General features: G+C 66.5%; 22 protein-coding genes. 8 read left to right on the top strand and 14 right to left on the bottom strand.

Annotation, left to right across the window (positions count from 1 at the left end; translation table 11 throughout):
• Nucleotides 1–6: 6 nt before the first annotated feature.
• The 4 genes from IE266_RS02055 to hslO all read right to left on the bottom strand — a co-directional run bounded on the left by IE266_RS02055 (nucleotide 7) and on the right by hslO (nucleotide 4,729).
• On the bottom strand, nucleotides 7–1,839 hold the full coding sequence (locus IE266_RS02055) for an ABC transporter ATP-binding protein (protein WP_189678364.1): 1,833 nt from the start codon (nucleotides 1,837–1,839) through the stop codon (nucleotides 7–9).
• A gap of 169 nt (nucleotides 1,840–2,008) precedes the next feature.
• Nucleotides 2,009–3,154: a CCA tRNA nucleotidyltransferase gene (locus IE266_RS02050; RefSeq protein ID WP_189678755.1), complete on the bottom strand. Its 1,146-nt coding sequence runs from the start codon at nucleotides 3,152–3,154 to the stop codon at nucleotides 2,009–2,011.
• Nucleotides 3,154–3,750, bottom strand: coding sequence for a CoA pyrophosphatase (locus IE266_RS02045; protein ID WP_189678363.1), 597 nt, complete (start codon nucleotides 3,748–3,750; stop codon nucleotides 3,154–3,156). The genes IE266_RS02050 and IE266_RS02045 overlap by 1 nt, the downstream gene beginning before the upstream one ends.
• Nucleotides 3,743–4,729, bottom strand: coding sequence for an Hsp33 family molecular chaperone HslO (gene hslO / locus IE266_RS02040; protein ID WP_189678362.1), 987 nt, complete (start codon nucleotides 4,727–4,729; stop codon nucleotides 3,743–3,745). Before hslO ends, IE266_RS02045 begins: the two co-directional genes overlap by 8 nt.
• 77 nt (nucleotides 4,730–4,806) lie before the next feature.
• On the opposite strand from hslO, the gene IE266_RS02035 reads away from it, so the two are divergent.
• Nucleotides 4,807–5,256 carry an NUDIX domain-containing protein gene (locus IE266_RS02035; RefSeq protein WP_189678361.1) on the top strand — a complete coding sequence of 150 codons (450 nt, stop codon included), beginning with the start codon at nucleotides 4,807–4,809 and terminating at the stop codon, nucleotides 5,254–5,256.
• Here the strand turns inward: IE266_RS02035 and IE266_RS02030 are convergent.
• Nucleotides 5,243–6,511, bottom strand: a complete 1,269-nt coding sequence (locus IE266_RS02030; protein ID WP_229863862.1) for a PP2C family protein-serine/threonine phosphatase — start codon at nucleotides 6,509–6,511, stop codon at nucleotides 5,243–5,245. The two genes, IE266_RS02035 and IE266_RS02030, sit on opposite strands and share 14 nt — an antisense overlap.
• A gap of 154 nt (nucleotides 6,512–6,665) precedes the next feature.
• Here IE266_RS02030 and IE266_RS02025 point away from each other — a divergent pair, with 154 nt between their 5' ends.
• Entirely contained in the window at nucleotides 6,666–6,998 is a 333-nt protein-coding gene (locus IE266_RS02025) for an Hpt domain-containing protein (protein WP_189678360.1), read from the top strand.
• Nucleotides 6,999–7,086: 88 nt separating this feature from the next.
• Entirely contained in the window at nucleotides 7,087–8,310 is a 1,224-nt protein-coding gene (locus IE266_RS02020; protein ID WP_189678359.1) for an argininosuccinate synthase, read from the top strand.
• Nucleotides 8,311–8,378: 68 nt separating this feature from the next.
• On the opposite strand, the gene IE266_RS02015 is transcribed toward IE266_RS02020, so the two are convergent.
• Nucleotides 8,379–8,792, bottom strand: coding sequence for a DUF7282 domain-containing protein (locus tag IE266_RS02015; protein WP_189678358.1), 414 nt, complete (start codon nucleotides 8,790–8,792; stop codon nucleotides 8,379–8,381).
• Nucleotides 8,793–9,154: 362 nt separating this feature from the next.
• On the opposite strand from IE266_RS02015, the gene IE266_RS02010 reads away from it, so the two are divergent.
• The 3 genes from IE266_RS02010 (at nucleotide 9,155) to IE266_RS02000 (ending at nucleotide 12,289) form a co-directional block, all read left to right on the top strand.
• Entirely contained in the window at nucleotides 9,155–10,813 is a 1,659-nt protein-coding gene (locus IE266_RS02010; protein ID WP_189678357.1) for an ATP-binding protein, read from the top strand.
• A 77-nt stretch (nucleotides 10,814–10,890) separates the two neighbouring features.
• Complete coding sequence (locus IE266_RS02005; RefSeq protein ID WP_308434558.1) at nucleotides 10,891–11,781, top strand: cation diffusion facilitator family transporter; 891 nt, start codon at nucleotides 10,891–10,893, stop codon at nucleotides 11,779–11,781.
• A 121-nt stretch (nucleotides 11,782–11,902) separates the two neighbouring features.
• Nucleotides 11,903–12,289 (top strand): lysozyme inhibitor LprI family protein, encoded by a 387-nt coding sequence (locus tag IE266_RS02000; protein ID WP_189678356.1) that lies wholly within the window; start codon nucleotides 11,903–11,905, stop codon nucleotides 12,287–12,289.
• Between the two features lie 32 nt (nucleotides 12,290–12,321).
• On the opposite strand, the gene IE266_RS01995 is transcribed toward IE266_RS02000, so the two are convergent.
• From IE266_RS01995 to IE266_RS01960, 8 genes are all read right to left on the bottom strand, one after another.
• Complete coding sequence (locus IE266_RS01995; protein WP_189678355.1) at nucleotides 12,322–13,485, bottom strand: acyl-CoA dehydrogenase family protein; 1,164 nt, start codon at nucleotides 13,483–13,485, stop codon at nucleotides 12,322–12,324.
• A gap of 129 nt (nucleotides 13,486–13,614) precedes the next feature.
• Complete coding sequence (locus tag IE266_RS01990) at nucleotides 13,615–14,772, bottom strand: acyl-CoA dehydrogenase family protein (protein ID WP_189678354.1); 1,158 nt, start codon at nucleotides 14,770–14,772, stop codon at nucleotides 13,615–13,617.
• A gap of 76 nt (nucleotides 14,773–14,848) precedes the next feature.
• Nucleotides 14,849–16,012, bottom strand: a complete 1,164-nt coding sequence (locus tag IE266_RS01985) for an ABC transporter substrate-binding protein (protein WP_189678353.1) — start codon at nucleotides 16,010–16,012, stop codon at nucleotides 14,849–14,851.
• Nucleotides 16,013–16,044: 32 nt separating this feature from the next.
• Nucleotides 16,045–17,868, bottom strand: coding sequence for an AMP-dependent synthetase/ligase (locus tag IE266_RS01980; RefSeq protein WP_189678352.1), 1,824 nt, complete (start codon nucleotides 17,866–17,868; stop codon nucleotides 16,045–16,047).
• A complete protein-coding gene (locus IE266_RS01975) occupies nucleotides 17,859–18,620 on the bottom strand; it encodes an ABC transporter ATP-binding protein (RefSeq protein ID WP_189678351.1) in 762 nt (253 codons plus the stop codon). Before IE266_RS01975 ends, IE266_RS01980 begins: the two co-directional genes overlap by 10 nt.
• Nucleotides 18,617–19,387 (bottom strand): ABC transporter ATP-binding protein, encoded by a 771-nt coding sequence (locus tag IE266_RS01970; RefSeq protein ID WP_189678350.1) that lies wholly within the window; start codon nucleotides 19,385–19,387, stop codon nucleotides 18,617–18,619. The genes IE266_RS01975 and IE266_RS01970 overlap by 4 nt, the downstream gene beginning before the upstream one ends.
• On the bottom strand, nucleotides 19,384–20,481 hold the full coding sequence (locus tag IE266_RS01965; protein WP_189678349.1) for a branched-chain amino acid ABC transporter permease: 1,098 nt from the start codon (nucleotides 20,479–20,481) through the stop codon (nucleotides 19,384–19,386). Before IE266_RS01965 ends, IE266_RS01970 begins: the two co-directional genes overlap by 4 nt.
• Nucleotides 20,482–20,484: 3 nt before the next feature.
• On the bottom strand, nucleotides 20,485–21,360 hold the full coding sequence (locus tag IE266_RS01960; protein WP_189678348.1) for a branched-chain amino acid ABC transporter permease: 876 nt from the start codon (nucleotides 21,358–21,360) through the stop codon (nucleotides 20,485–20,487).
• Between the two features lie 144 nt (nucleotides 21,361–21,504).
• Between IE266_RS01960 and IE266_RS01955 the strand changes: the two genes are divergently transcribed.
• Nucleotides 21,505–22,125, top strand: coding sequence for a TetR/AcrR family transcriptional regulator (locus IE266_RS01955; RefSeq protein WP_189678347.1), 621 nt, complete (start codon nucleotides 21,505–21,507; stop codon nucleotides 22,123–22,125).
• Between the two features lie 26 nt (nucleotides 22,126–22,151).
• Nucleotides 22,152–23,360 carry an acetyl-CoA C-acetyltransferase gene (locus tag IE266_RS01950; RefSeq protein WP_189678346.1) on the top strand — a complete coding sequence of 403 codons (1,209 nt, stop codon included), beginning with the start codon at nucleotides 22,152–22,154 and terminating at the stop codon, nucleotides 23,358–23,360.
• Nucleotides 23,361–23,362 lie beyond the last annotated feature (2 nt).

Below are 23,362 nucleotides of genomic sequence, written 5' to 3'. Positions count from 1 at the left end.
GTAACCCTATTCGGCCGCCTCGGCGCGGATGAACCCGCCCGACTGCCGTTCCCAGAATTTCGCGTAAAGCCCGCCCTTGGCCAGCAACGCATCGTGGGTGCCTACCTCGGCAATCCGCCCGGCGTCCAGAACGATAATCCGGTCCATCTCCGAAAGCGTCGACAGCCGGTGCGCAATGGCCAGAACCGTCTTGCCCTCCATCACCCGGTGCAGCGCGGTCTGGATCGAGGCCTCGACCTCGGAATCCAGCGCCGAGGTCGCCTCGTCCAGCACCAGGATCGGCGCGTCCTTGAGGATCGCCCTGGCCAGCGCGATGCGCTGCCGCTGCCCGCCCGAAAGCTTCACGCCCCGCTCGCCCAGATGCGCGGCATAGCCCTCACGCCCCTTGTGGTCCTTCAGCTTCAGGATGAACTCATGCGCTTCGGCCTTCTCGGCGGCGGCGATCAGCTCCTCCTCGGTCGCATCCGGCCGGCCATAAAGGATGTTGTCCCGCGCCGACCGGTTGAACATCGCGGTTTCCTGCGTGACCATGCCGATCTGCCGGCGCAGGCTTTCCTGCGTGACGCCGTCGATGTCCTGCCCGTCAATACGGATCTGCCCGGATTCCCCTTTGTAGAGCCTGAGCAGCAGCGATACCAAGGTCGACTTTCCCGCCCCCGAGGCACCAACGATCCCCAGCTTCTCGCCCGGCGCGATGGTCAGGGTGATGTTCTCGATCCCGCCGGTCTCACGCCCATAGGCAAAGCTCACCTGGTCGAACTCGATCTGCCCGCGCGGCACCACGAGATCGGCAGCCTCGGGCGCATCCTCGATCCGGATACGCGGCGTCAGCGTGCGCATCCCGTCCTCGACCTCGCCAAGGCTCGCATAGACCGCCATCAGCGACATGCTGACCCAGCCGGTCATCTGCGCGATGCGGATCGCCACCGCCCCGGCGGCGACGATATCGCCCTGCGTGGCGCTGCCCCGCTGCCAGAGCAGCAGCGTGCCGCCAATCAGGATCACCGGCAGCAGCCCCGCCAGCATCATCAGCCAGAACCGGAACTGCGCCGAAAGCTGCCCGAACTCCAGCGCGCGCTCGCGGAAATGGCCCAGCGCACCCAGCGCGGCGCGGTCCTCGTGATCGGCATGGGCAAACAGCTTGACGGTCTTGATATTGGTGATGGTGTCGACGATCTGCCCCGAAACCATCGCCCGCGCCCCGGCACGCCCCGCCGCCAGCTTGCGGATGCGCGGCAGGAACATGGCGATCAGCAGGAAATACAGGACCAGCCAGGCCGCGAAGACCACGGTCATGATGCCGTTGATCGAGGCGAGCAGCGCCAGCGACCCGGCCAGCGAGGCCAGAGCGAAGGCAACCACGTTGATCGCGTCCGACGCCACATCGGTCACGGCGCGGGCACATTGCATCTGCTTCTGCGCGATGCGCCCCGCGAAATCCTCGTCGAAGAAGCGCACCGACTGGCCCAGCGTCCACCGGTTGAGGCGCGACAGCACCAGCGGGTTGACATTGGGCTGCACGATGATCGCGTTCGAGGCCGAGGACAGCCCGAACAGCAGCGGACGGGCGATCAGGAAGAAGGCCACCGCCAGCACCAGCGTCGCGGTGTTCGACCCGTCGAAATAGGCCTCCGGCCCGCTGGCCCCCGCCGAGTCGATGACCCGGCCAAGTATCCAGGCAGTCCCGGCCTCCAGCATACCGGCCAGCACCGACAGGAAGGTTGCCAGCCAAAGCGCCGGCCAGGCACCGCTCAGCGTCCAGGCCATGAACGCGCCCAGCGTCTGCGGCGGCGGCCCCTCTGCCGGTCGGAACGCGTCTATCATGTCGCCAAGCTTCATTCTGCCGCCTCGGTATCGGTGTTCAGGGACCCGCCCGACTGGCGCGCCCGGAACCTGTGATATAGCCCGCCCGGCGCCAAAGGCGCGTCCGGTCCGTCATCTTCGACAATACGTCCTTCGTCGGGCCCCAGAATGCGACCCATCCCGGCCCTTGTCACCCCTCGGCAGTTCAGCCGAGCAGATCGTCGCGCGTCAGGGCAAAGCCTGAGTCGATCCAGCGCCGTTCCAGCTCGGCCAGCCGCGCGCCCAGCGCCGGCCCGGTGTAAGCGGGCATCAGGTCGCGCGCGGCAACTGGAAACCGCGCGGCGGCCCCCTGTTCGACGGCAGGCGTGGCCGCCGCATCCCAGGGCGTGCCCATCAGCGCATGGCGCAGCAGCAGCACGTCGCGCGCCGCGTCGGCCCCCAGCCGATAGGCCAGTTCGCCCGCCTGCGCCGCGCGGCCCGTCCAGTCGCGCAGCCGCTCCAGCGCCCCGGCCTGCGCACGGCTCAGGCGCAGCAGCTCGGCCAGGTCGCCGCCCAGCGCCGCCAGGCGGCGGATCGGGTCAGGCGCGGCCCCGGCCTCGGCCTCCAGATGTACCAGCGGCGCCAGCACGCGGTCGTCGGCCCCCGGCAGCAACCGCGCCAGCGCCCCCGTGCTGCGCAGCCCGGCCACGGCGGGCGCCGGATCGGGCGCGGCCAGCAGCTTGAGCGTCTCGGCCCCCACCCTTTCGCGCGAAAGCGACTCCAACCCGTCGAGATTGGCGGCAATCGCGGCAATCGCGTCCGGGTCCATCCCGTTGCCGGGATCGCCGTACCAGGCATGGAACCGGAAGAACCGCAGCGAGCGGAGATAATCCTCGCGGATCCGGTCCTCGGCGCTGCCGATGAAGCGCACGTGCCGCGCCTGCAGGTCGGTGATCCCGCCCAGCGGGTCGATCAGCGTGCCGTCGGGCAGCGCGTAAAGCGCGTTCATCGTGAAATCGCGGCGCGAGGCGTCATCCTCGACGCGGGTGGAAAAGGCCACCACCGCGCGGCGGCCATCGGTCTCGACATCGCGGCGGAAGGTCGTCACCTCGTGCGGAATGCCCCCCGCCACCAGCGTCACCGTGCCATGCTCGATCCCCGTCGGCACCGGCTTGATCCCGGCGGCCTGCGCCAGCGCGACCACCTGTTCGGGCGTCGCGTCGGTGGCGATGTCGATATCGGAAACCTCGGCCCCCAGCAGCGTGTTGCGCACGCAGCCGCCGACGAACAGCGCCTGCGCCCCGTCACGGGCAATCGCGGCGCAGACGGCCTGCGTGGCCTTGTTGCGCCGCCATGGCCCGTCGACGCGGATCACGGCTGCATCTGCGCGGCCAGCGCCCGCAGCATCCGGGCGGTTGCGCCCCAGATGTAGTAGGGCCCCCAGGGCACCACGAAATAGCGCCGCTTCATGCCACGCCAGCGGCGCGACTCGATCAGGTAGTTGCCGGGGTCCATCAGATGCGCCAGCGGCGTGCGGAACACCTCGCCCACCTCGCCGGGGTCGGGCATCAGCTGGAACGGCTCGCGCACCACGGCAAGCACCGGCGTCACGCGAAAACCCGTCACCGTCTCGTGCGCTGGCATACAGCCGATGACCTCGGGCAGGGTTTCCGGCAAGCCGATCTCCTCGCGCGCCTCGCGCAGCGCGGCGGCGGTCACATCGGCGTCGGTCGGCTCGACCTTGCCGCCGGGAAAGGCAATCTGGCCCGGATGGTGTTGCAGACCCGAAGCGCGCTTGGTCAGCAACACCCTCGGATCCGCCCCGGTCAGGTCGATCGCGATCAGCACCCCGGCGTCGCGCAGCTTGACGTTTTCGGGCCGCTGCGCCGCCGGGTTCAGATCGAAATCCGATGACGGCGCGCCCGGACGCGCAATTGCCGCGCGCAGGGCCGCCGCCAGTTCAGTCATTCTTGCCGGTCTCCGCCTCGAACCCGACCGACTTGGGGTCGAGCTCGTAATGCGCCGAGCAGAACTGGCAATCGGCGGTCACCAGCCCCTCGGGCGTGGTCATCTTCCCGATGTCGCGCGCCGAGTAGATCGAGAGGCTCTGCCTCACCCGCTCTTCCGAGCAGGTGCAGCCGAAGCGGACCGAGGTGGTGTCATAGACCCGCGGGCCTTCCTCGTGGAACAGCCGCACCAGCAGGTCGGTCGGCGGCACCGAAGGGCCGATCAGCTCCATCTCCTCGACAGTGTCGAGCAGGATGTTCACCCGGTTCCAGTTCTCGCCGGCCTCGCCGTCGACCAGATCGCCTGCCGCCAGGATCCCGCCCTCGCCTTCGCGCGTCGCCACGAAGGGCGAGGCCTTGGGCATGTGCTGGATCATGATCCCGCCCGCACGCCAGCTTTCCGGCACGCCCGGATAGGACGCCCGCCCGAAGCTGAGCGAGAACCGAGTCGGCAGCTGTTCCGACTGCGCGAAATAGGCCCCGGCGCATTCCGCCAGGCTCACGCCGGCCAGGGGCACGATGCCCTGGTAAGGCGTGGTGCCCTCGCCTTGGTCGATCAGGATCGCGAAATAGCCCTTGCCCACCTGGTCCATCGGCGACCCATCGGTCAGCCGCTCGGCGTCATAGCTGGCATAGGCGCGGATGCGCGCCGGCTCGCCCTCGGTCTCGGGGGCATAATAGTCGGTCGCGATCATCCGCACCGGGCCGTCCGACTGCACCTGCAGCGACAGCTTCCAGCGGAGTTTCACCGTCTGCCCGATCAGGGCGGTCAGCAGGGCCATCTCGGCCACCAGCGCCTCGACCTGAAGCGGGTAGTTATGTTGTTTCAGGATACCATCCAGAACACCGTCCAGCCGGGCGACCCGGCCGCGGATGTCGGAGGCATCGAGCTGGAAAGGCAGGACGGTATCGTCCCACGCGAGTTTTTGTCCGAACGTCATGGGGTTTCCTTAAGCGCCAAGGCTTGGCATACCGCCGCTATATAGGCGCGACAAGCCGTGGAAAAAGGGTTTCGGCCGTGATCAGGCGTTTTGGAGACACACCCGACCCCGGCCGGACTTATATCCGGCGCGCAGGGGCTTATGCGATTCTGCCGCTCGACGGGCGGCTTCTGCTGACCCACCAGGCCGAACCCGAACCCGAGATTCAGCTGCCCGGCGGCGGCATCGACCGGGGCGAATCACTCGTCGCGGCGCTCCACCGCGAGGTCTTCGAGGAGACCGGCTGGCGCATCTCGGCACCGCGCCGCTTCGGCGTCTTCCGCCGTTTCGCCTACATGCCCGAATACGACCTCTGGGCCGAAAAGATCTGCACCATCTACATCGCTCGCCCCGTCGCCTGCCTCGGTGAGCCCACCGAACCGGGACACGAGGCGCTCTGGGCCGACATGGACGCCGCCGCGCGCCTGCTGGGCAATCCGGGCGACCGGCATTTCACCGCGCTTTTCGCCAGTCTCAACGCCCGTTGAACTCGAACAACGTGGCCGAAACGTCGTCTTCCACGCCATAATCGGGCGCCATCCGTTCCATCAGGTTCCAGAACAGGTCCTCGAGCCATTCGCGGCCCGACTGGTCCGGCTGGCAGCGCGCAACGATATCGAGCATCCCTTCGGCGTCGAGCATCCCGCCCCCGACCACCTGCGCCTCGGTGAACCCATCGGAATAAAGCAGCAGCCGGTCTCCGGGCTCCAGCACCAGTTCGGTCTGGCTGAAGGACGCCTCCTCCAGCAGCCCGATCGGCAGCCCGCCCCTGCCGACGAATTCCATCTCCCCGTTCGCGCGGATCAGCAGGGGGTGCGGATGACCCGCCTGCACCAGCCGCAACCGCCCTGAGCCCAGGTCGACCGTCGCATAGGCCATGGTGAAATACTCGTCGATGCCCTTGTCGGCCATCAGCCGGGTGTTCAGATCTTCGGCCACCGCCACCGGCGGGCGCAGCGCAAGGCCCCGGTCATCAGTCTCCACACCGAGGTTCTGGTCGAAATAGACCGCGCTCAGGTAATTGCCCAGCCGCGCAGTCATCAGCGCCGAGGTGATGCCATGCCCCGAGACGTCCAGCGAATAGAAGGCCACCTGATCGGGCCGCGGCGCGAACATCCCCACCAGGTCGCCGCCGATATGCCCGCAGGGCTTGAGCAGCAGGCTCACCCGCGAGGCTCCGAAGGCCTCCGACACCCGCGGCACCAGCGATTGCTGGATCTTCCGCGCCTGCTTCAGGTCGTGGTCGATCGAGTCATAGGCCGCCTGCAACCGGTCCAGCGTCTCGCCGATGATGCGGTTCTTCTCGGACAATTCGCGCTGCATCGCGATGATCCGGTCCCCGGCAGAGATCCGGGCGCGCAATTCCTCGCGGTTGACCGGCTTGGTCAGGAAATCGTCGGCCCCGGCGTCCAGGCCCTGCGCCGTCTCGACCTTGCCGCTCTTGGCGGTGAGCAGGATGAAATAGCCATAGCGGTCGGACGGCAACTGCCGGAAGGCACGGCAGAAATCGAGCCCGTCCATTCCCGGCATCATCCAGTCCGACAGCACGATATCTGGGCGTGCCGCCTTGCAGATCGCCAGCGCATGATCGCCGCTTTCCGCCTCGATCACTGCGCAACCCCATTTCTGCAACATGCTGGCAAGGATGCGCCGTTGCAGCCGGCTGTCGTCGACCACCAGGACAGTGCGAACGGACCCGGCCTCTGGCCCGGTGCGGATCGGCGAAGACTGATTGAACCGCAAGGCGCGTCCTGCTGTGTCAAAGCTGCAATGCGCCCCTCCTGCCAGAACAGTCTTAACACCGCATGAATGCTTGAATTTTCCACGCTATCCGTCCGGCGTTAACGGGGCCTTCACCGCCCTCCCCTAGCCTCGCCCCGGATGGAGGACCTTGCCGATGATCGATTGGCCCCGCGTCATCGAATTGCGCGACGAAGTCGGCACCGATGACTTTGCCGAGGTTGTCGACCTCTTTCTGGAAGAGGTGGAAGAGCTGTCCGGACGGTTGCAGGTCACGGCGAATGCCGAGCGGTTGGCGGCCGACCTGCACTTCCTGAAAGGCAGCGCCCTCAACCTCGGTTTCGCCCATCTCGCCGCCCTCTGCCAGCACGGCGAACAGGCCGCCAGGACCGGCCGGGCGCAGGATGTCGACCTCGGCCAGATCCTGCGCGCCATCGATCAATCGACGGCCCTGTTCCTGGGAGAGCGGACCCAGCGCCTCGCAGGCTAGGATTGCCTGCCCCCGGCGATGCGGAATGCTTGCCCCGCTGGAGAAAACGGGATAACCCGCTGCCGACCTGCAAACCAAGGAACTTTCCATGTCCGCGCCCAAGAAAGTCGTTCTGGCCTATTCCGGTGGCCTCGACACCTCGATCATCCTGAAGTGGCTGCAAACCGAATACGGCTGCGAGGTTGTCACCTTCACCGCCGACCTCGGCCAGGGCGAGGAACTGGAACCGGCCCGCAAGAAGGCCGAGCTTCTGGGCATCGCGCCCGAGAACATCTACATCGAGGACGTCCGCGAGGAATTCGTGCGCGACTTCGTCTTCCCGATGTTCCGCGCCAATGCGCTCTACGAAGGGCAATACCTGCTCGGCACCTCGATCGCCCGCCCGCTGATCTCCAAGCGCCTGGTGGAAATCGCCGCCGAGACCGGCGCCGACGCCGTCGCCCATGGCGCCACCGGCAAGGGCAACGACCAGGTGCGCTTCGAACTCGCCGCCGCCGCGCTGAACCCCGACATCAAGGTGATCGCACCCTGGCGCCTGTGGGACCTGACCAGCCGCACCAGGCTGCTGGAGTTCGCCGAACAGAACCAGATCCCGATCGCCAAGGACAAGCGTGGCGAAGCGCCCTTCTCGGTCGACGCGAACCTGCTGCACACCTCCTCCGAGGGCAAGGTGCTGGAAAATCCGGCCGAAGAAGCCCCCGACTACGTGCTGCAGCGCATCACCCGCCCCGAAGACGCACCGAACGAGCCGGAATTCGTCGAGATCACCTTCGAGAAGGGTGACGCCGTCGCCATCAACGGCGAAGCGATGTCGCCCGCGACGATCCTGACCCGGCTCAATGAACTGGGCGGCAAGCACGGCATCGGCATCCTCGACCTGGTCGAGAACCGCTTTGTCGGCATGAAGTCCCGCGGCGTCTACGAAACCCCCGGCGGCACCATCCTGCTCGAGGCGCACCGCGGCATCGAACAGATCACGCTGGACAGCGGCGCGGGCCACCTCAAGGACTCGATCATGCCGCGCTACGCCGAGCTGATCTACAACGGCTTCTGGTTCTCGCCCGAACGCGAGATGCTCCAGGCGCTGATCGACAAGAGCCAGGAACATGTCTCCGGCACCGTGCGTCTCAAGCTCTACAAGGGCTCGGCCCGCACCGTGGCCCGCTGGTCCGACCACTCGCTCTACTCCGAGGCCCACGTGACCTTCGAGGAAGACGCCGGCGCCTACGACCAGAAAGACGCCCAGGGCTTCATCCAGCTGAACGCGTTGCGCCTGCGCCTGCTAGCCTCGCGCAAGCGCCGCCTCGGCTGAGAAAATGGCGGCCCCTCACCCGAGGGGCCGCCACACTCGCACCAACCCACCCTCTAAAGCGGTAGCCGCTACTTGGCGGTGATGGTCTGCATCACCAGCTTGCCATCCGGCTTGATCGGGCCGTCTTCCTTGGCCCCCAAGGTGTATTCGAAGGCACCGGTCTTCATGCCGCCCGCCTCGGAATGCACCATCAGCATCAGCATCTCGCCCGGCTTGACCTCCTCGGTCAGGATCGCGGCCACGTCGACGTTCTCACCCATGCGCAGCGGCGCATAGCCCACCACCGGGCCAGGCTTGCCTTCGGCATCGGTGCGATGCACCACCATCCAGCCATTCTCTCCGGCAACGACCTTGCTGGCCGAAACGATCCCGTTGGACACGTCCTGATCCGCGGCCTCGACCATCGGCGCCATGGCATGCGACGCGGCAAAGGCGGCCCCGGCCGCCATCGTCAGGGCCAGGGCGGTAACTGCAATCTTCATCGAACTTCTCCCTCCAGAGTGACATTCACACGAGACGGGCGGCCACATCGGCCCCCACTCGCAACCAGTCACGCAGGGCGCGCGGGAAAAGTTTCAAACAAGATGTGCTTTTTGAAAAATGCTCGCCGCCAGCCCCGCTCCGCACGCGGCACGCGCAACGGAGGCGTGCGCGAGGCTGGAAGCTTGGACAACGCATAAGCTGATCCGAGAACACGTCAACACAACCGGAAGGATAGTTAACTGACTGAGATATCACGAGAATAAACGTATCTCCAAAATGAAATCTATCCACGGCCAATTTCCCGCCACAATCGTTAACGAAACGGAGTGGACACAGCAGGGCAACAATAGGCGGGCCAACCGTGAACGTTATTTGGGGATCGCTGATAGCAACACACGCGATTATCGCGGTGTTCGTCGTCGCATGGGGAATGCTGGAACGCTGGCTCCCGCCGATGGAAAAGGCCTCCGGTCGCCTGTGCTTCGGCATCCTTGTCGGCCTGACCGCAATTGCGGCCATGTCGATGTCGGCCGAGGTCATGCCCGGCTTCATGTTCGACCTGCGGCACCCGCTGATCGCGGCAAGCGGCCTGTTTGCGGGCCCGCTGGCTGCGGTGGTCACCGGCATCATGTCGGCAAGCTATCGCGCCTACCTCGGCGGCGGCGGAGCCCTCGCCGGCGTCATCGGCATCGGCGTGTCGGCCAGCATCGGGCTTGCCGGCCACTACCTCTTCGGATCGCGTCGCAAGAGCCTCCCGCGGGTGCTCGGCTTTGCCTGCCTCGTCGGCCCCGGCGTGCTCACCAGCCTCTTGGTGCTTGACGCTTCCCTCCGCAGCACCCTGCTGCAGCAGGTCGGCCTGCCGATGGTCGTCATGACCTTCCTCGGCACCCTGGTGACAGTGCTTCTGATCGAGACCGAGGTGCAAAAGCGCCGCGCCTTCCAATCCAACCGCCTCTACCGCGCAATGGTCAAGGCGATGCCCGACTGTCTGAACGTGAAAGACCTCGAAGGTCGCTTCCTCATCGCGAACAAGGCAACCGCCGACGTGCTGAACGCCCCCGAAACCGGCGATATCATCGGCAAGACCTATTTCGACTTCTACGAAACGGAACGCGCAACCGAGCTGCGGGCGATGGAACAGGCGGTCATCAAATCCGGCGAAGCCCGCCAGACCGAACAGCTCTTCCGGTTCGTGAACGGCTCCGAGGCCTGGTTCTCGACGCTCAAGGTGCCCCTGCGCGACGACAAGGGGCAGATGATCGGCATCATCACCCACAACCGCGACATCACCGACCTGCACAACCTGGCCGTCCAGAAAGAGCAGTTCATCTCGACCGTCAGCCATGAACTGCGCTCGCCCGTCACCTCGATCCGGGGCGCACTGGGTCTGGTCTGCTCGCTGCCACTCTCGGACATGAATCCCAAGGTGTCCAAGCTCATCACCACCGCCGACCGCAATGCCAGGCGGCTGGCCGAGCTGATTGACGACATCCTCGATTTCGAAAAGGTCGTCTCGGGCAAGATGGACTTCGAACCCGAGGAAATCGACGTCGCTGAAACCCTCTCCGATGCGGTCGACGCAATCGCGCATTACCTGCCCGAGAAGGGGGTCTCGGTGCAACTCGACAACCAGGCTCCCGACGCGCGGATTTCGGTCAACCCGCAACGGCTGAACCAGATCCTGTCCAACCTTCTGTCCAACGCGGTGAAGTTCTCGCCCGAGGGCGGCAAGGTCACCGTCTCCACATCGCGCGTCTCCGGCTTCGTCCAGATCGCGGTCTGCGACCAGGGCCCCGGCGTCCCACCAGAGTTCGAAGCACAGCTCTTCGAGCGCTATTCGCAGGACAAGATCCGCGCCAGCAAGGCGAACCGCTCCAACATCGCCAGCACGGGCCTTGGGCTCAGCATCGCCAAGGAGATGGTCAACAAGATGGGCGGGGACATCCGCTATGACAGAGCCTCGGGGAAAACGGCATTCGTCGTCTCTCTGCCCGAGCTGACATTGGCCCAAAGCGCCTGAAGAACGGCCTCAAGCAAGGTTGCCCGCCGCGCCGCGTGCCGTTAAACGTCGCCTGCCATAAGGCAGGAGAAGACGCAGTGTCAAATACCATGCGATTGGCCATCGGTAGCGTCTTCGTCGGCGTGCTGGTCCTCGGCATCAAGTTCGTCGCCTGGTGGCTGACCGGGTCGGTGGCGCTCTACTCCGACGCGCTCGAAAGCACGGTCAACGTCGCCACTGCGATCGCTGCGCTGATCGCCATCCGGGTGGCCGCGCGTCCGGCCGACGCTTCGCATCCCTTCGGGCACCACAAGGCCGAGTTCTTCAGCGCCGTGCTCGAAGGCGTGATGATCATCGTCGCCGCCCTGCTGATCCTGCGCGAGGCCTATCTCGGCTTCCTGAATCCCGTGGCCCTGAACCTGCCCATCGAAGGCCTGCTCATCAACGGCGCCGCCACGGTCATCAACGCCTTCTGGGCCTGGGTCCTGGTCACCCGCGGCCGCCGCGCCCGCTCGCCCGCGCTTGTCGCCGATGGCAAGCACCTGTTCACCGATGTGATCACCTCTGCCGGCGTCGCCCTGGGTGTGCTGGTCGCCATCGTGACCGACTGGTGGATCCTCGATTCCCTGATGGCCGCCCTCGTCGCATTGAACATCCTCTGGTCCGGCTACAACGTGGTGCGCGAGTCGCTTAGCGGCCTGATGGACGAAGCCATTCCGCCCCACACCCTCGACGTCGTCCGCCGGATCATCTCGACCGAAGCCGGAGGCGCGGTCGAGGCCCACGACCTGCGCACCCGCCATGCCGGCCAGGCAACCTTCATCGAGTTCCACCTGGTGGTTCCCGGCGAAATGTCGGTCTACGACGCCCACGAGATCTGCGACCGGGTCGAAGCCGCGCTGAAGAAGGCGATAGACGGCGCCAAGATTACCATCCACGTCGAACCCGAGCACAAGCAGAAGCATTCGGGCATCGTCGTTCTGGACTGAGAACCGGGGCGACACCCCTGCCGTCGCCGTTGACAAGACCATCGCATTGCGGTCGGCTCGGGATGCCCCCAAGCTCTGATCGGGCAGTGAGCGCATCACTGAAGACAAGCGAGGTTCCACCATGAAGACATTCGCGGCAAGGCTGACCCTGATCTGTTGTCTGCCCCTCCCCGCCCTTGCCGATCCGGCGACGGAATGCGGCGGCAGCAGCCAGGTCGAGATCGGAAACTGCGTGGCGGATACCCTGCAAAGGGTCGATGCGACGATCGATATCTACCTCGGCTTCGCGACCCGCGCCGCCGAGGAACTCGACCAGGCCACCGGCCGCAAGCTGGCCGTTCCCGCCCTTGAGGCTTCTCAGACGGCCTGGTCGGCCTACCGGGACGCGCATTGCGATTACGTCGGCGCCACCTTCGGCGGCGGGTCCGGCACCGGCATCGGGATCGACTCCTGCCGGATCGAACTCGGCCGGGCACGCGCGGCGGATCTGATGCGATACGTTCGCTAGGGGCGCGTCAGACCGAACGCAACAGCCCGCGCTCAACCGCGCAGCGCGCGCTCGCCCAGGCCAAGGCCGCGCCCGATGATGCCCTTCATGATCTCGCTGGTCCCCGCATAGATCCGCGCGATCCGGGCGTCGCGGAACATGTGGCTGATCTCGTATTCGTCCATATACCCGGCGCCGCCGTGGAACTGCACCCCGGCATCCACCACCGCCCCCTGCAACTCGGAACAGAGCAGCTTGGCGGCGGCGGCATCCTCGGGCGTCAGGCGCGCGGCGTTCGACAGCATCACGCATTGGTCGAGATAGGCCTGGGCGGCATCGAGCCGCGCGCGCAGGTCGGCCATGACAAAGCTCGTGTTCTGGAACGCCCCGACCGGCTGGCCGAAGGCCTGGCGCTGCTTGACGAACTCCAGCGTCACGTCGAAGGCCACCTGCGCATGGGCCAGCGAGGAAATCGCGCTCATCGTCCGCTCGACCGCCAGGCATTCGGCCATATAGGCAAAGCCGCGCCCCGGATCGCCCAGCAGGTTGTCGCGCGGCACCCGCACGTCCTCGAACCGCAGCTCGGCGGTGTCCTGCACCGGCATCCCCATCTTGCGCAGGTGCCGCCCGCGCGAAAAACCCGGCATGTCCGAGGTGACGACGAACAGCCCGATCTGGCCCCGCTTGTCCCCGGTCCGCGCCGCTACGACGAAAAGGTCGCCGATGATCCCGTTGGAAATGAAAGTCTTGGCCCCGTTCACCAGGAAATGGTCGCCACGGTCCTCGGCCCGGGTGCGGATCGCGGCAAGGTCCGACCCGGTGTCCGGCTCGGTCATGGCAATGCCCATGATGGTCGCGCCACTGACCGCGCCGGGCAGGAAACGGGCCTTCTGCGCGGGCGTGGCAAAGCTGTCGATGTAGGGGCCGACCAGCATGGAATGGGCGTTGTGGAAAAAACCGATGTCGGTCCAGCGGATGGTTTCCTCCTGCAGGACCTGATCATACCGGATATCGCGGATACCCGGCCCGCCGAAGTTCTCTTCGGCCCAGAGGCAAAGCCAGCCCTGCGCCCCGAAGGTGCGGAAATCCTCGCGGTCGACATGGCCCTGCGCGCGCCATTTCGGCACCTTGGCCGACATGTTCTGCTGCAGGAAGCGGCGGACCTGGCTGCGGAACATCTCGTGTTCGTGCTCCAGATGCATACGTGGGAAAGCCATGCTCACTCCTTGGCAAGTTCGGCGCGCAGGGGTCGCATCAGCCGCTGTCCCGCGACGGGCGGCGACAGGCGGGCCGCATCGACGATCCGCGCCCTGGCGGTTCGGCCGGGCCGGCCCCAGGCCCCGCCATCAGTTGCGCCCGCGGTCGTCCAGGCCTAGGCCCCGCCCGATGATCTCGCGCATGATCTCGCTGGTGCCGGCGTAGATGCGGCTGATACGGGCATCGCGGTAGAGGCGCGATATCTCGTATTCGTCCATATACCCCGCGCCGCCATGCAGCTGCAGGCATTCATCGACCACCCGCCCCTCGACCTCCGAGGTGAAAAGCTTGGCCTCGGCGGCCATTTCGGCCGAAAGCCGGCCCTCCATGTGCTCGCGCACGCAATGGTCGGTCAGCGCCCAGGCGGCATCCAGCTCGGTGCGCATCGAGGCCATCTTGAAGCGCGAGTTCTGAAAGGTGCCGATCGGCCGGCCAAAGGCGCGGCGCTCCATGATGTAATCCATGGTGATCGCAAAGGCCCGCTCGGCGCGGGCGACAAAGCCGACGGCGCCGATCATCCGTTCTTCGGCCAGGTTCATCATCATGGTCTTGAACCCGGCCCGCGGGTCGCCCAGCACGTTGGCCTTGGGCACCTTCACGTTGTCGAAGAACAGCTCGGCCGTGTCCTGGCTTTCCAGTCCCATCTTCTTGAGGTTCCGCCCGCGCGAAAAGCCGGGCGACCCCGTCTCGACCAGGAACAGCCCGATCTCATGGGCGCGGTCGGGGTTTGTGCGGGCGGCGACCACCACCAGGTCGGCAAGGAAGCCGTTGGAAATATAGGTCTTGGAACCGTTCAGCACCCAGTGGTCGTCCATCTCGACCGCCCGCGTGCGGATCGCCGCCAGGTCGGACCCGGTGCCTGGCTCGGTCATGGCGATGGCCAGGATGCAATCGCCCGAAACGACCCCCGGCATGTAACGCTCGCGCTGGTCGTCCGAGGCGAACCTGTGCAGGTAGGGCCCGACGATGCGGTTGTGCAGCCCCAGGAACAGGCCCGACTCGCGCGGGCCGATCTCTTCGCAGAGGATCATGTCATAGCGGAAATCCTGCAGGCCAAGCCCGCCGTATCTCTCGTCGGCGAACATGCAGAGGAAGCCCTGCTCGCCCGCGCTCTTCCAGACCTCGCGGCTGACGCTGCCGGCCTCGCGCCAGGCCTGGGAATGCGGATAGACCTCCTTGTCGGCCCAGGCCCGCACGGTCTTGCGGAAGATCTCGTGTTCCTCGTCATAGATGGTGCGTCTGATCATCCGGCTCTCCGATTGGCGCGTCTTGTCGTGAAATGAGGTAACGCGGGGCGCGTCTCTGCGCGCCCCGCGTCTTGGCCTACTTGATCGTCTGGACCAGCACCCAGTGCCCGTTCTCGATGCGGCTGACAAAGACCTCGTCGGCGCCGACATGATCCTCGGCCGAGAAATCGACGCGGTTGCCCGAGATCGGGTCTTCATAGTCAAGCGACTCCATCGCCTTGATGAAGTTCTCGCGGGTCAGGTCCGGCCCGGCGGCTTCGAGGGCGGCAACCATGATGCCCGCGCCCGAACGGCCCAGCAGCGCGCCGGTGCCGGGATAATCCTCGCCCGTGGCGGCCTTGTACTGCGCGACCCATTCGGCCACGGCCGGATCGCCCATCCGCGCTTCCAGATCCTGCCAGCCCGCGCCGGCGTAGACGCCATCCATCACGCCCTGCTGCGCCAGGCCCTTGGCCACCACGGTGTGGAAGCCGGCGCCCGAGAGCATGATCTTGAGGTCGTTCATGCCCAGCTTGCGGGCGGTGGCGACCGCGTTGATCATCTGGCTGATGCCCAGCGCCATGCCGACGGTGTCGCAACCCGAGTCCTTGACCCGCGCCAGCGCGCCGGTGAAATCGGTCTCGTCCGGCTTGTGGCCGATCTCGGCCCCCAGTTCGACCTTGCCGGCGGCGGCCAGGTCGTGGACCGCGGCCTCGATCTCCTTGCCGAAGTCGGTGGGCAGGATCATCAGGCAGACCTTCTTGGTGCCCTCGTGGTCGGCCATGTATTGGGTCGTCGCCTTGATCGCGTCGTAATAGGACGAGGTGCCGGCGAATTTCCACGGTGCCGGCGGATCGATCATCTGGCGCGCCGCGGTGATCGGAGAGACGTTCGGCACGCCCTTGGGCTCCATGATCTGGAACATGGCCAGGTTGTGCGGCGTGCCCAGGCTCAGCAGCATGGCGAAGACCTCGTCGCGGTTCACCAGCTTGTTGGCGGCCTGCGCCGCCTTGGGCACCTGATAGCCGTGGTCCTCGACGATGTAGTTGATCTTGCGGCCATGCACGCCCCCCGCGGCATTGACCTGGTCGAAATAGGCGCGCGCGGCGGCGACGGCCGGCACCGAGAAGGGCGCGAAGATGCCCGACAGGTCATGCGCGCCGCCAATCTTGATCTCGGTGTCGCTGACACCCGGCGTCTGTGCCGCCAGCGGCGAGGCCAACAGCGTGGCCGCGGTCGCCAGTGCTTTGAAATGCTTCATTTCCTTCCTCCCATTTTCTGACCCCGCAAGGGTCAATACATCTCGTCGATCAGCGCCGCGTGGCGCCGGCTCACGAAATCCCGTTTCAGCTTCATCGTAGGCGTCAGCTCCTCGTCCTCGGCGGTGAGCTGGATCTCGATCAGGCGGAAATCCTTGATCTGCTCGACCTGGGCAAACTGCCGGTTGGTCTCGCTCACCACGCTGCCGATCAGCTCGCGCACCTCGGCCGCGCGGGTGAGCGAGGCGAAATCCGAGAAGGGCACCTGCCGGTCCTGGGCGAATTTCTCGACGTTCTCCTGGTCGATCATCACCAGGCAGGTCAGGTATTTGCGCCGGTCGCCGATCACCACCGCATCCGCGATATAGGGCGAGAACTTCAGCTTGTTCTCGATCTCGGCCGGGGTGATGTTCTTGCCCCCGGCGGTGATGATGAGGTCTTTCATCCGGCCGGTGATGGTCAGGTGGCCGTCATTGCCGATCCGGCCCAGGTCGCCCGTGCGCAGCCAGCCGTCCGGCGTGATCGTCTCGGCGGTCTTCTCGGGTCGCTTCCAGTAGCCGGCAAAGACGCCGGGGCCGCCGACCAGCAGCTCGCCCGTGTCGTCGATGCGCAGCCTCACCCCCGGCAGCGGCGCGCCGACGGTGCCGACCCTGTTGTCGTCCGTGGTGTTGATCGTCGCCACGCCGGCGGTCTCGGTCATGCCGAAGCCCTCGACCAGCGGCACACCGATGGCAGCGAACCAGCCGATCAGCTCGGGCGAGATCGGCGCCGCCCCCGAGGTGACGCGGCGGGCCTTCGACAGCCCCAGCATCCGGCGCAGGTTGCCCAGCACCAGCAGGTCGGCCAGCCCATGTTGCAGGCGCAGCCAGGGCGAAGGCCGCGCGGCCCCGGCCCGGCGCGCGCCGACGCGCAGCGCCCAGTCGAAGGCGCGCGCGCCCACCGGCCCGGCCTCCGAGCGCATGATCATCACGCGGGAATAGATCTTTTCCCAGATCCGCGGCACCCCGGCAAAGACATCGGGCGAGACCTCCTGCAGGTTCTCGAACACGGTTTCGGGGCTTTCCGCGAAGTTCACCACCGCTCCATGCGCCAGCGGCGCCTCGACCGAGACCAGCCGTTCCAGCACATGGCACAGCGGCAGGAAGCAGAGCAGGTTGTCGGTTTCGTGGAAGTCCAGCATCGAGCTGCCCGCAACCAGCTGGAAGATCATGTTGCGATGGGTCAGGATCGCGCCCTTGGGCGGCCCGGTGGTGCCCGAGGTATAGATCAGCATCCGCGGCTCCTCGGGTCGGACCGCGCGCAGCGCCCGCTCGAAACGCTCCGGGTCGGGGTCGGCCTCGCCCAGCGCGACGAGGGCGTCCAGGAACATCACCCTGGGATGCGCGAAGTCGGCCAGCCCGTCGCGGTCGAAGACGATGACATGCTCGATGCCCGGCATCTCGGCGCGCAGGGCGATCCACTTGTCGAGCTGTTCGTCATTCTCCACGAACAGCACCCGCGCGCCGCTGTCCTGCGCCAGATAGGCCAGTTGCTGCGGGCTGTCGGTGGTATAGACCCCGGTGGGGATCGCCCCGATCGAGGCGGCGGCGAGGTCGCAGTACAGCCATTCGCGCCGGTCCTCGGCCAGGATCAGCACCGGCTCGCCGCGCGTCACGCCCAGCTGCAGCAGCCCCAGCCCGATCTTGCGCGCGGTCTCGTAGTAGTCGCGCCAGGAATACGACTGCCAGATGCCCAGTTCCTTGGCGCGGTGACAGACCCGGTCACTGTACCGGGCACAGCGGTCGGCCCAGAGCGAGACGATGGTAGCATGGCCGTCAAAGGCGATGACCTCTTCGGCGTCGATGCGGGCTATCTCCATGTCTTGCGCCTCTTCCACCGCTTCTGGCCGCGCTCGGTCGCCTCGGTGCGGCCGAGGTAGAATTCCTGGATGTCCTCCGAGGCCTTGAGCCGCTCGGTCGGGCCCGACATCATGATGCGCCCCATTTCCAGCACGTATCCCTTGTGCGCCGTCTCGAGCGCGATATGGGCGTTCTGCTCGACCAGCAGCATGGTCACCCCCTGCTCGGCGTTCAGCCGCGCGATGATCTCGAAGATCTCGGTGGTCAGCAGCGGCGACAGGCCAAGGCTCGGTTCGTCCAGCATCATCAGCTTCGGCCGCGCCATCAGGCCGCGCCCGATCGCCAGCATCTGCTGCTGCCCGCCCGAGAGGAACCCGGCCGCCTGCCGCCGGCGCTCCTGCAGGATCGGGAAATAGCCATAGACCAGGTCGAGATCGTCCTGCGCGCCACCCTTGCGGGTGAAGGCGCCCAGCCGCAGGTTCTCCTCGACGGTGAGATAGGGAAAGACCTCGCGCCCTTCGGGCACCAGCGAGATGCCCCGCGCCACTAGCCGCGCCGGGTCCACCCCGGCGATTTCCTCGCCCAGGAACGTGATGCTGCCCTTGCCGGGGTCCATCAACCCCGCGATGGTCTTCATCAGCGTCGTCTTACCGGCACCGTTCGCACCCAGGATGGCGACGATCTCGCCCTGTTCGACGTCGATCGACACCCCGCGCAGCGCCTTGATCGCGCCGTAGAAGGCTTCGAGGTTGCGCACCGAAAGCACGCTCATGACGCCCGCTCCGTTCCAAGGTAGGCGGCCTGCACGTCCGGGTGCCCCTGCACCTCGGCGGGCGTGCCCAGCGCCAGCGGCCGCCCGTTCGCCACCGCCAGCACGCGGTCGCAGACCTGGGTCACCAGCGACATGTCGTGTTCGACCATCAGCACCGTCAGCCCCATCTCGCGGCGCATGTCCTCGATCCAGAAGGCCATGTCCTGCGTCTCCTCCACCGACAGCCCCGAGGCGGGTTCATCCAGCAGGATCAGACGCGGGCCGATCGCCAGGGCGCGGCCGATCTCGACCACCTTGCGCACGCCATAGGGCAGCCCGGCGATCATCTTGCCGCGATAGGCCTCGAGCTCCAGGAACTCGATCACCTCCTCGACCTTGCGCCGATGCGCCCGCTCCTCGCGGCGCACCTTGGGCAGGAACAGGATATCCTGCACCACATTGGTCGCCCGGTGGCTGTGCCGCCCCATCAGCAGGTTGGCCAGCACCGTGGAATGGTCGAACAGCTCGATGTTCTGGAAGGTCCGCGCGATGCCAAGGCGGGCGATGTCATGCGCCCGCAGCCTGGTGATGTCCTGCCCGTCAAACCGGATCCTGCCCCGCGTTGGTTCGTAGATGCGCGAGATCAGGTTGAAGATGGTCGACTTGCCGGCGCCGTTCGGGCCGATGATGGCAAAGACCTCGCCCGGCTCGACCGCGAACGAGATGCCGTCCACCGCCTTCACGCCGCCGAAGTGGATGGCGAGATCGTCGACTTCGAGCAGGCTCATCGCATCCGCTCCGTCTTGAGATAGCTCTTCTGGCGTCGGAACATGTCGCGCCGCGCCAATGGGAACAGCTCGATCCAGGCCCGCAGCTTGAGCCAGCGTCCATACAGCCCCGTCGGCTCGTAGATGATGAAGCCGATCAGGATGAGCGAGAAGATCAGCGTATCAAGGCCCGGCACCGCCGACAGGTCGATGCCCACCCCGGCCTTCAGGTTGTCGCGCAGGATCGCGATCAGCTGCGGCACCCCGGTGATCAGGATCGCGCCCAGAAAGGCCCCCTGGATCGACCCGAGGCCCCCGATGGTGACCACCAGCAGCAGGTTGATCGAGATGAAGATCGAGAACAGCTCGTAATTGAAGTAGCCGATGTAATGCCCCATCAGCGCCCCGGCCAGGCCGGTGACCCCGGCCGACAGGCCGAAGGCCAGCGCGCGGGTGCGGGTGACGTTGACGCCCAGCGCCCGGGCCGAAACCTCGCTGTCGCGCACCGCCAGGAAGGCGCGGCCGGTCGGGCTGCGCAGCAGGTTGGCATAGCCCCAGGTGGTCAGCGCCACGACGGCAAGGCACAGCCAGTAGAAATTCGCCAGCGCGCCGTAGCGGTCGAAACCGATGCCCAGGATCGTGATCGAGGGCGCCATCTGCCCGCCGACGCCGCCGGTGATCGGTTCCAGCAGGATCACCAGCTCCTCGACGATCACGAAGACCGCCAGCGTCGCGATGGCAAGGTAGATGCCCGACATCCGCGCGGCCGGCAGCGCGATCAGCCCGCCGAAGACCCCGGCGATCAGCCCGGCCAGCGGAAAGCTGACAAGAAAGGGCAGCCCCGCGTTCATCAGCGCCGCCTCGGCATAGGCCCCCACCGCAAGGAAGGCGGCATGTCCAAGGCTCACCTGCCCGGTATGCCCGACCGCAATCATCAGCCCCATCCCGGCCAGCGCCCAGATCAACGTGTTCACCGCCTCGGCCAGGTAATATTCGCCCAGCACGAAGGGCAGCAGCGCCATCACCCCCAGCAGCAGCGCCATCCGGGCGCGCTCCCAGCCGTGTTCATGCAGGTCGATGTCGCGGTCGTAGCTGGTCTTGAAGATCACCCGCATGGCTCAGACCTTCTTCATCTGGACTTGGCTGATAAGGCCGCTGGGCCGGGTGAGCAGCACCACGAGCATCAGGATATAGGGCGACATCTGCGCCACCTCGCCCGGCGCGTAGCGGCCGGCGATGGGTTCCACCAGCCCGACGATCAGCCCGCCCAGCAGCGCGCCCGGCAGGGACCCCAGCCCGCCGATCACCGCCGCGGCAAAGGCCTTGATGCCCAGAAGCCCGATGTTCGGGTCGATCGCCCCGCGCGAGGCATAGAGCACCCCCGCCACCGTCGCCACCGCCCCCGACAGGCCCCAGATCAGCGAGTTCACCCGCATCACCGGCACCCCGACGATATAGGCCGCCAGCTGGTTCTGGCTGGCCGCCTGCGCCGCAAGCCCGATCCGGGTGAAGGCGAAAAAGGCCCAGAGCGCCACGGTCAGAACGATGGTCACCGCAATGGCGATCAGGTCGGCATAGCCGATCACCACCCCGCCCAGGTTCAGGTTCTGCCCGCCGTAGGGCGTCTCCATCACCAGCGGCGTATAGCCAAAGACCGCACCGGCGACGAAGCGGAAGACAAAGCCCATGGCGATGGTCAGGATCACCAGCGCGAATTGCGGCTGGCCGAAGATGCGCCGCACCACGACACGCTCGACCCCCCAGCCCACGCAGAACATGACTGCCATGGCAAGCGGCACCGCCAGCACGAAGGGCAGGCCAAGATGATCGCCATTCCCCAGCCCAAGCGCCACGAAGGCGCCAAGCATCATCATGTCGCCCTGGGCGAAATTGACCCCTTCGCTGGCTTTGTAGATCATCACGAAGCCAAGCGCGACGAGGCCGTAGATACAACCATTCGCAAGGCCGCCGACGGCAAGCTGAAGAAGCTCCATCAGCCCACCCCGCGCGCGGCCACGGCGGGTAATCCGGTATCCATGCCGTCACCTCCCCAGTTCGGCAATGAACGCTATTGACACAATTTAAACAGGTGTGTCTAATTTTAGTCAATCCTGTTTCTCCCGAGATTTTCCGCCCTGATGAACACCGCCACCCAGCGCATCCATCAATCTGCTCTGCGTATCTTCGCCGAGGAGGGCGGCACCTCGATCCCGGTCAGCGAGCTTGCCCGAGAGGCAGGGCTGTCGCGCGGCACCATCTACAACAACCTCGACAACCCGTCGGATCTGTTCTCCTCGGTTTGCGATGCGGTGGCCCTGGAGTTCCGCCAGACCATGGCCGAGGCCTGCACGGGCATGACCGATCCCGCCGAGAAGCTCTCGGCCGCGATCCGGCTCTGCGTGCGCCGGGTGCATGACGATCCGCACTGGGGCCGCTTCATCGCGCGCTACGCCATGATGGAGCCCAGGCTCGGCAACTTCTGGAGCGAAATGCCCGCCGCCGAGCTGCGCCGGGGCCTGGCCGCGGGCCGGTTCCGGTTCCACCGCGACCAGGTCGCCTCGATCACCGCCACCGCTGGCGGCGCCACCTTCGGGGCGATGTCGCTGGTGCTCGACGGGCGCCGGACCTGGCGCCAGGCCGGCAGCGACACCGCCGAGATCATCCTGCGCGGCATCGGCATAGATCTGGCCGAAGCCAGCGAAATCACCCAACGCGAATTGAACCCGCTGCCCCATATCTTCGTGTTCGACACGAATTAGGCGGGCGTTACCAGGAGGAGAGGACCATGGCGGCAACGGCCTATATATACGATGCCATCCGCACCCCGAGATCAAAGGGCAAGGGCGACGGCACCCTGCACGAGGTGAAGCCGATCAACCTTGTCACCACGCTGCTGGCCGAGATGCAGCAGCGCCACGACCTCGACACCGCGCGTGTCGACGACGTCATGCTGGGCTGCGTGGCCCCGGTCATGGAACAGGGCGCGGTGCTGCCGAAGATCGCGCTGCAGAAGGCCGGCTGGGATGAATCCGTGCCCGGCGCCCAGGTGAACCGCTTCTGCGCCTCGGGCCTCGACACCTTCAACACCGCCGCCGCCAAGGTCGCCTCGGGCTGGGAAGACCTGGTCTGCGCAGGCGGGTTCGAGTCGATGTCGCGGGTGCCGATGGGGGCCGACGGCGGCCCCTTCGCCGAAGACCCAGAAACCGCCATCGTCACCGGCTTCGTGCCGCAGGGCATCGGCGCCGACCTGATCGCCACGCTCGAAGGCTGGTCGCGCGACGACGTCGACGCCTTTGCCCTGGAAAGCCAGAAACGCGCCGCCCATGCCCGCGAGTCCGGCTGGTTCGACCGCTCGGTCGTGCCGGTGCGCGACGAGAACGGGCTGGTGATCCTGGCCAAGGACGATTTCATCAAGTCCGATACCGACATGCAGAAACTGGGTGCGCTGAAACCGAGCTTTGCCGGCCCCGGCGCCATGGGCTTCGACGCGGTGGCGCTGGCCAAGTATCCCCAGGTCGAGCGGATCAACCACGTACATACCCCCGGCAATTCCTCGGGCATCGTCGACGGCGCCTCGCTGGTGATGGTCGGCAGCGAACAGGCGGGCAAGGACATCGGCCTCGACCCGCGCGGCCGCGTCGTCTCGATCGCGCTCACCGCGACCGAACCGACGATCATGCTCACCGGCCCCGGCCCCGCCTCGCTCAAGGCGCTGGCCAAGGCCGGGCTGACCATCGACGACATCGACCTGGTCGAGATCAACGAGGCCTTCGCCTCGGTGGCCCTGCGCCTGCAACGCGACCTCGACGTGCCGGACGAGAAGCTGAACGTCGTCGGCGGCGCCATCGCCATGGGCCACCCGCTGGGCGCAACCGGCGGCTGCCTGGTCTCGACCATGCTCGACGAACTGGAACGGCGCCGATTGAAACGCGCGCTGATCTGCATGTGTGTCGGCGGCGGCATGGGCATCGCCTCGATCATCGAACGGCTGTGAGG

Source organism: Seohaeicola zhoushanensis (assembly GCF_014656415.1).
Taxonomy (GTDB): domain Bacteria; phylum Pseudomonadota; class Alphaproteobacteria; order Rhodobacterales; family Rhodobacteraceae; genus Seohaeicola_A; species Seohaeicola_A zhoushanensis.
Note: the sequence above shows the minus strand (reverse complement) of the source record. Positions and strands in the feature narration are given on the sequence as shown.

Bases quoted from the DNA above. Each gene is read 5' to 3' on its own strand.
- IE266_RS01970 (WP_189678350.1), bottom strand. From the start codon at position 19,387: ATGAGCCTGCTCGAAGTCGACGATCTCGCCATCCACTTCGGCGGCGTG.
- IE266_RS01985 (WP_189678353.1), bottom strand. From the start codon at position 16,012: ATGAAGCATTTCAAAGCACTGGCGACCGCGGCCACGCTGTTGGCCTCG.
- IE266_RS01995 (WP_189678355.1), bottom strand. From the start codon at position 13,485: ATGGCTTTCCCACGTATGCATCTGGAGCACGAACACGAGATGTTCCGC.
- IE266_RS02000 (WP_189678356.1), top strand. From the start codon at position 11,903: ATGAAGACATTCGCGGCAAGGCTGACCCTGATCTGTTGTCTGCCCCTC.
- IE266_RS02020 (WP_189678359.1), top strand. From the start codon at position 7,087: ATGTCCGCGCCCAAGAAAGTCGTTCTGGCCTATTCCGGTGGCCTCGAC.
- IE266_RS01955 (WP_189678347.1), top strand. From the start codon at position 21,505: ATGAACACCGCCACCCAGCGCATCCATCAATCTGCTCTGCGTATCTTC.
- IE266_RS01990 (WP_189678354.1), bottom strand. From the start codon at position 14,772: ATGATCAGACGCACCATCTATGACGAGGAACACGAGATCTTCCGCAAG.
- IE266_RS02015 (WP_189678358.1), bottom strand. From the start codon at position 8,792: ATGAAGATTGCAGTTACCGCCCTGGCCCTGACGATGGCGGCCGGGGCC.
- IE266_RS01965 (WP_189678349.1), bottom strand. From the start codon at position 20,481: ATGCGGGTGATCTTCAAGACCAGCTACGACCGCGACATCGACCTGCAT.
- IE266_RS01950 (WP_189678346.1), top strand. From the start codon at position 22,152: ATGGCGGCAACGGCCTATATATACGATGCCATCCGCACCCCGAGATCA.
- IE266_RS01960 (WP_189678348.1), bottom strand. From the start codon at position 21,360: ATGGAGCTTCTTCAGCTTGCCGTCGGCGGCCTTGCGAATGGTTGTATC.
- hslO (WP_189678362.1), bottom strand. From the start codon at position 4,729: ATGACGTTCGGACAAAAACTCGCGTGGGACGATACCGTCCTGCCTTTC.
- IE266_RS02045 (WP_189678363.1), bottom strand. From the start codon at position 3,750: ATGACTGAACTGGCGGCGGCCCTGCGCGCGGCAATTGCGCGTCCGGGC.
- IE266_RS02025 (WP_189678360.1), top strand. From the start codon at position 6,666: ATGATCGATTGGCCCCGCGTCATCGAATTGCGCGACGAAGTCGGCACC.
- IE266_RS01975 (WP_189678351.1), bottom strand. From the start codon at position 18,620: ATGAGCGTGCTTTCGGTGCGCAACCTCGAAGCCTTCTACGGCGCGATC.
- IE266_RS01980 (WP_189678352.1), bottom strand. From the start codon at position 17,868: ATGGAGATAGCCCGCATCGACGCCGAAGAGGTCATCGCCTTTGACGGC.
- IE266_RS02055 (WP_189678364.1), bottom strand. From the start codon at position 1,839: ATGAAGCTTGGCGACATGATAGACGCGTTCCGACCGGCAGAGGGGCCG.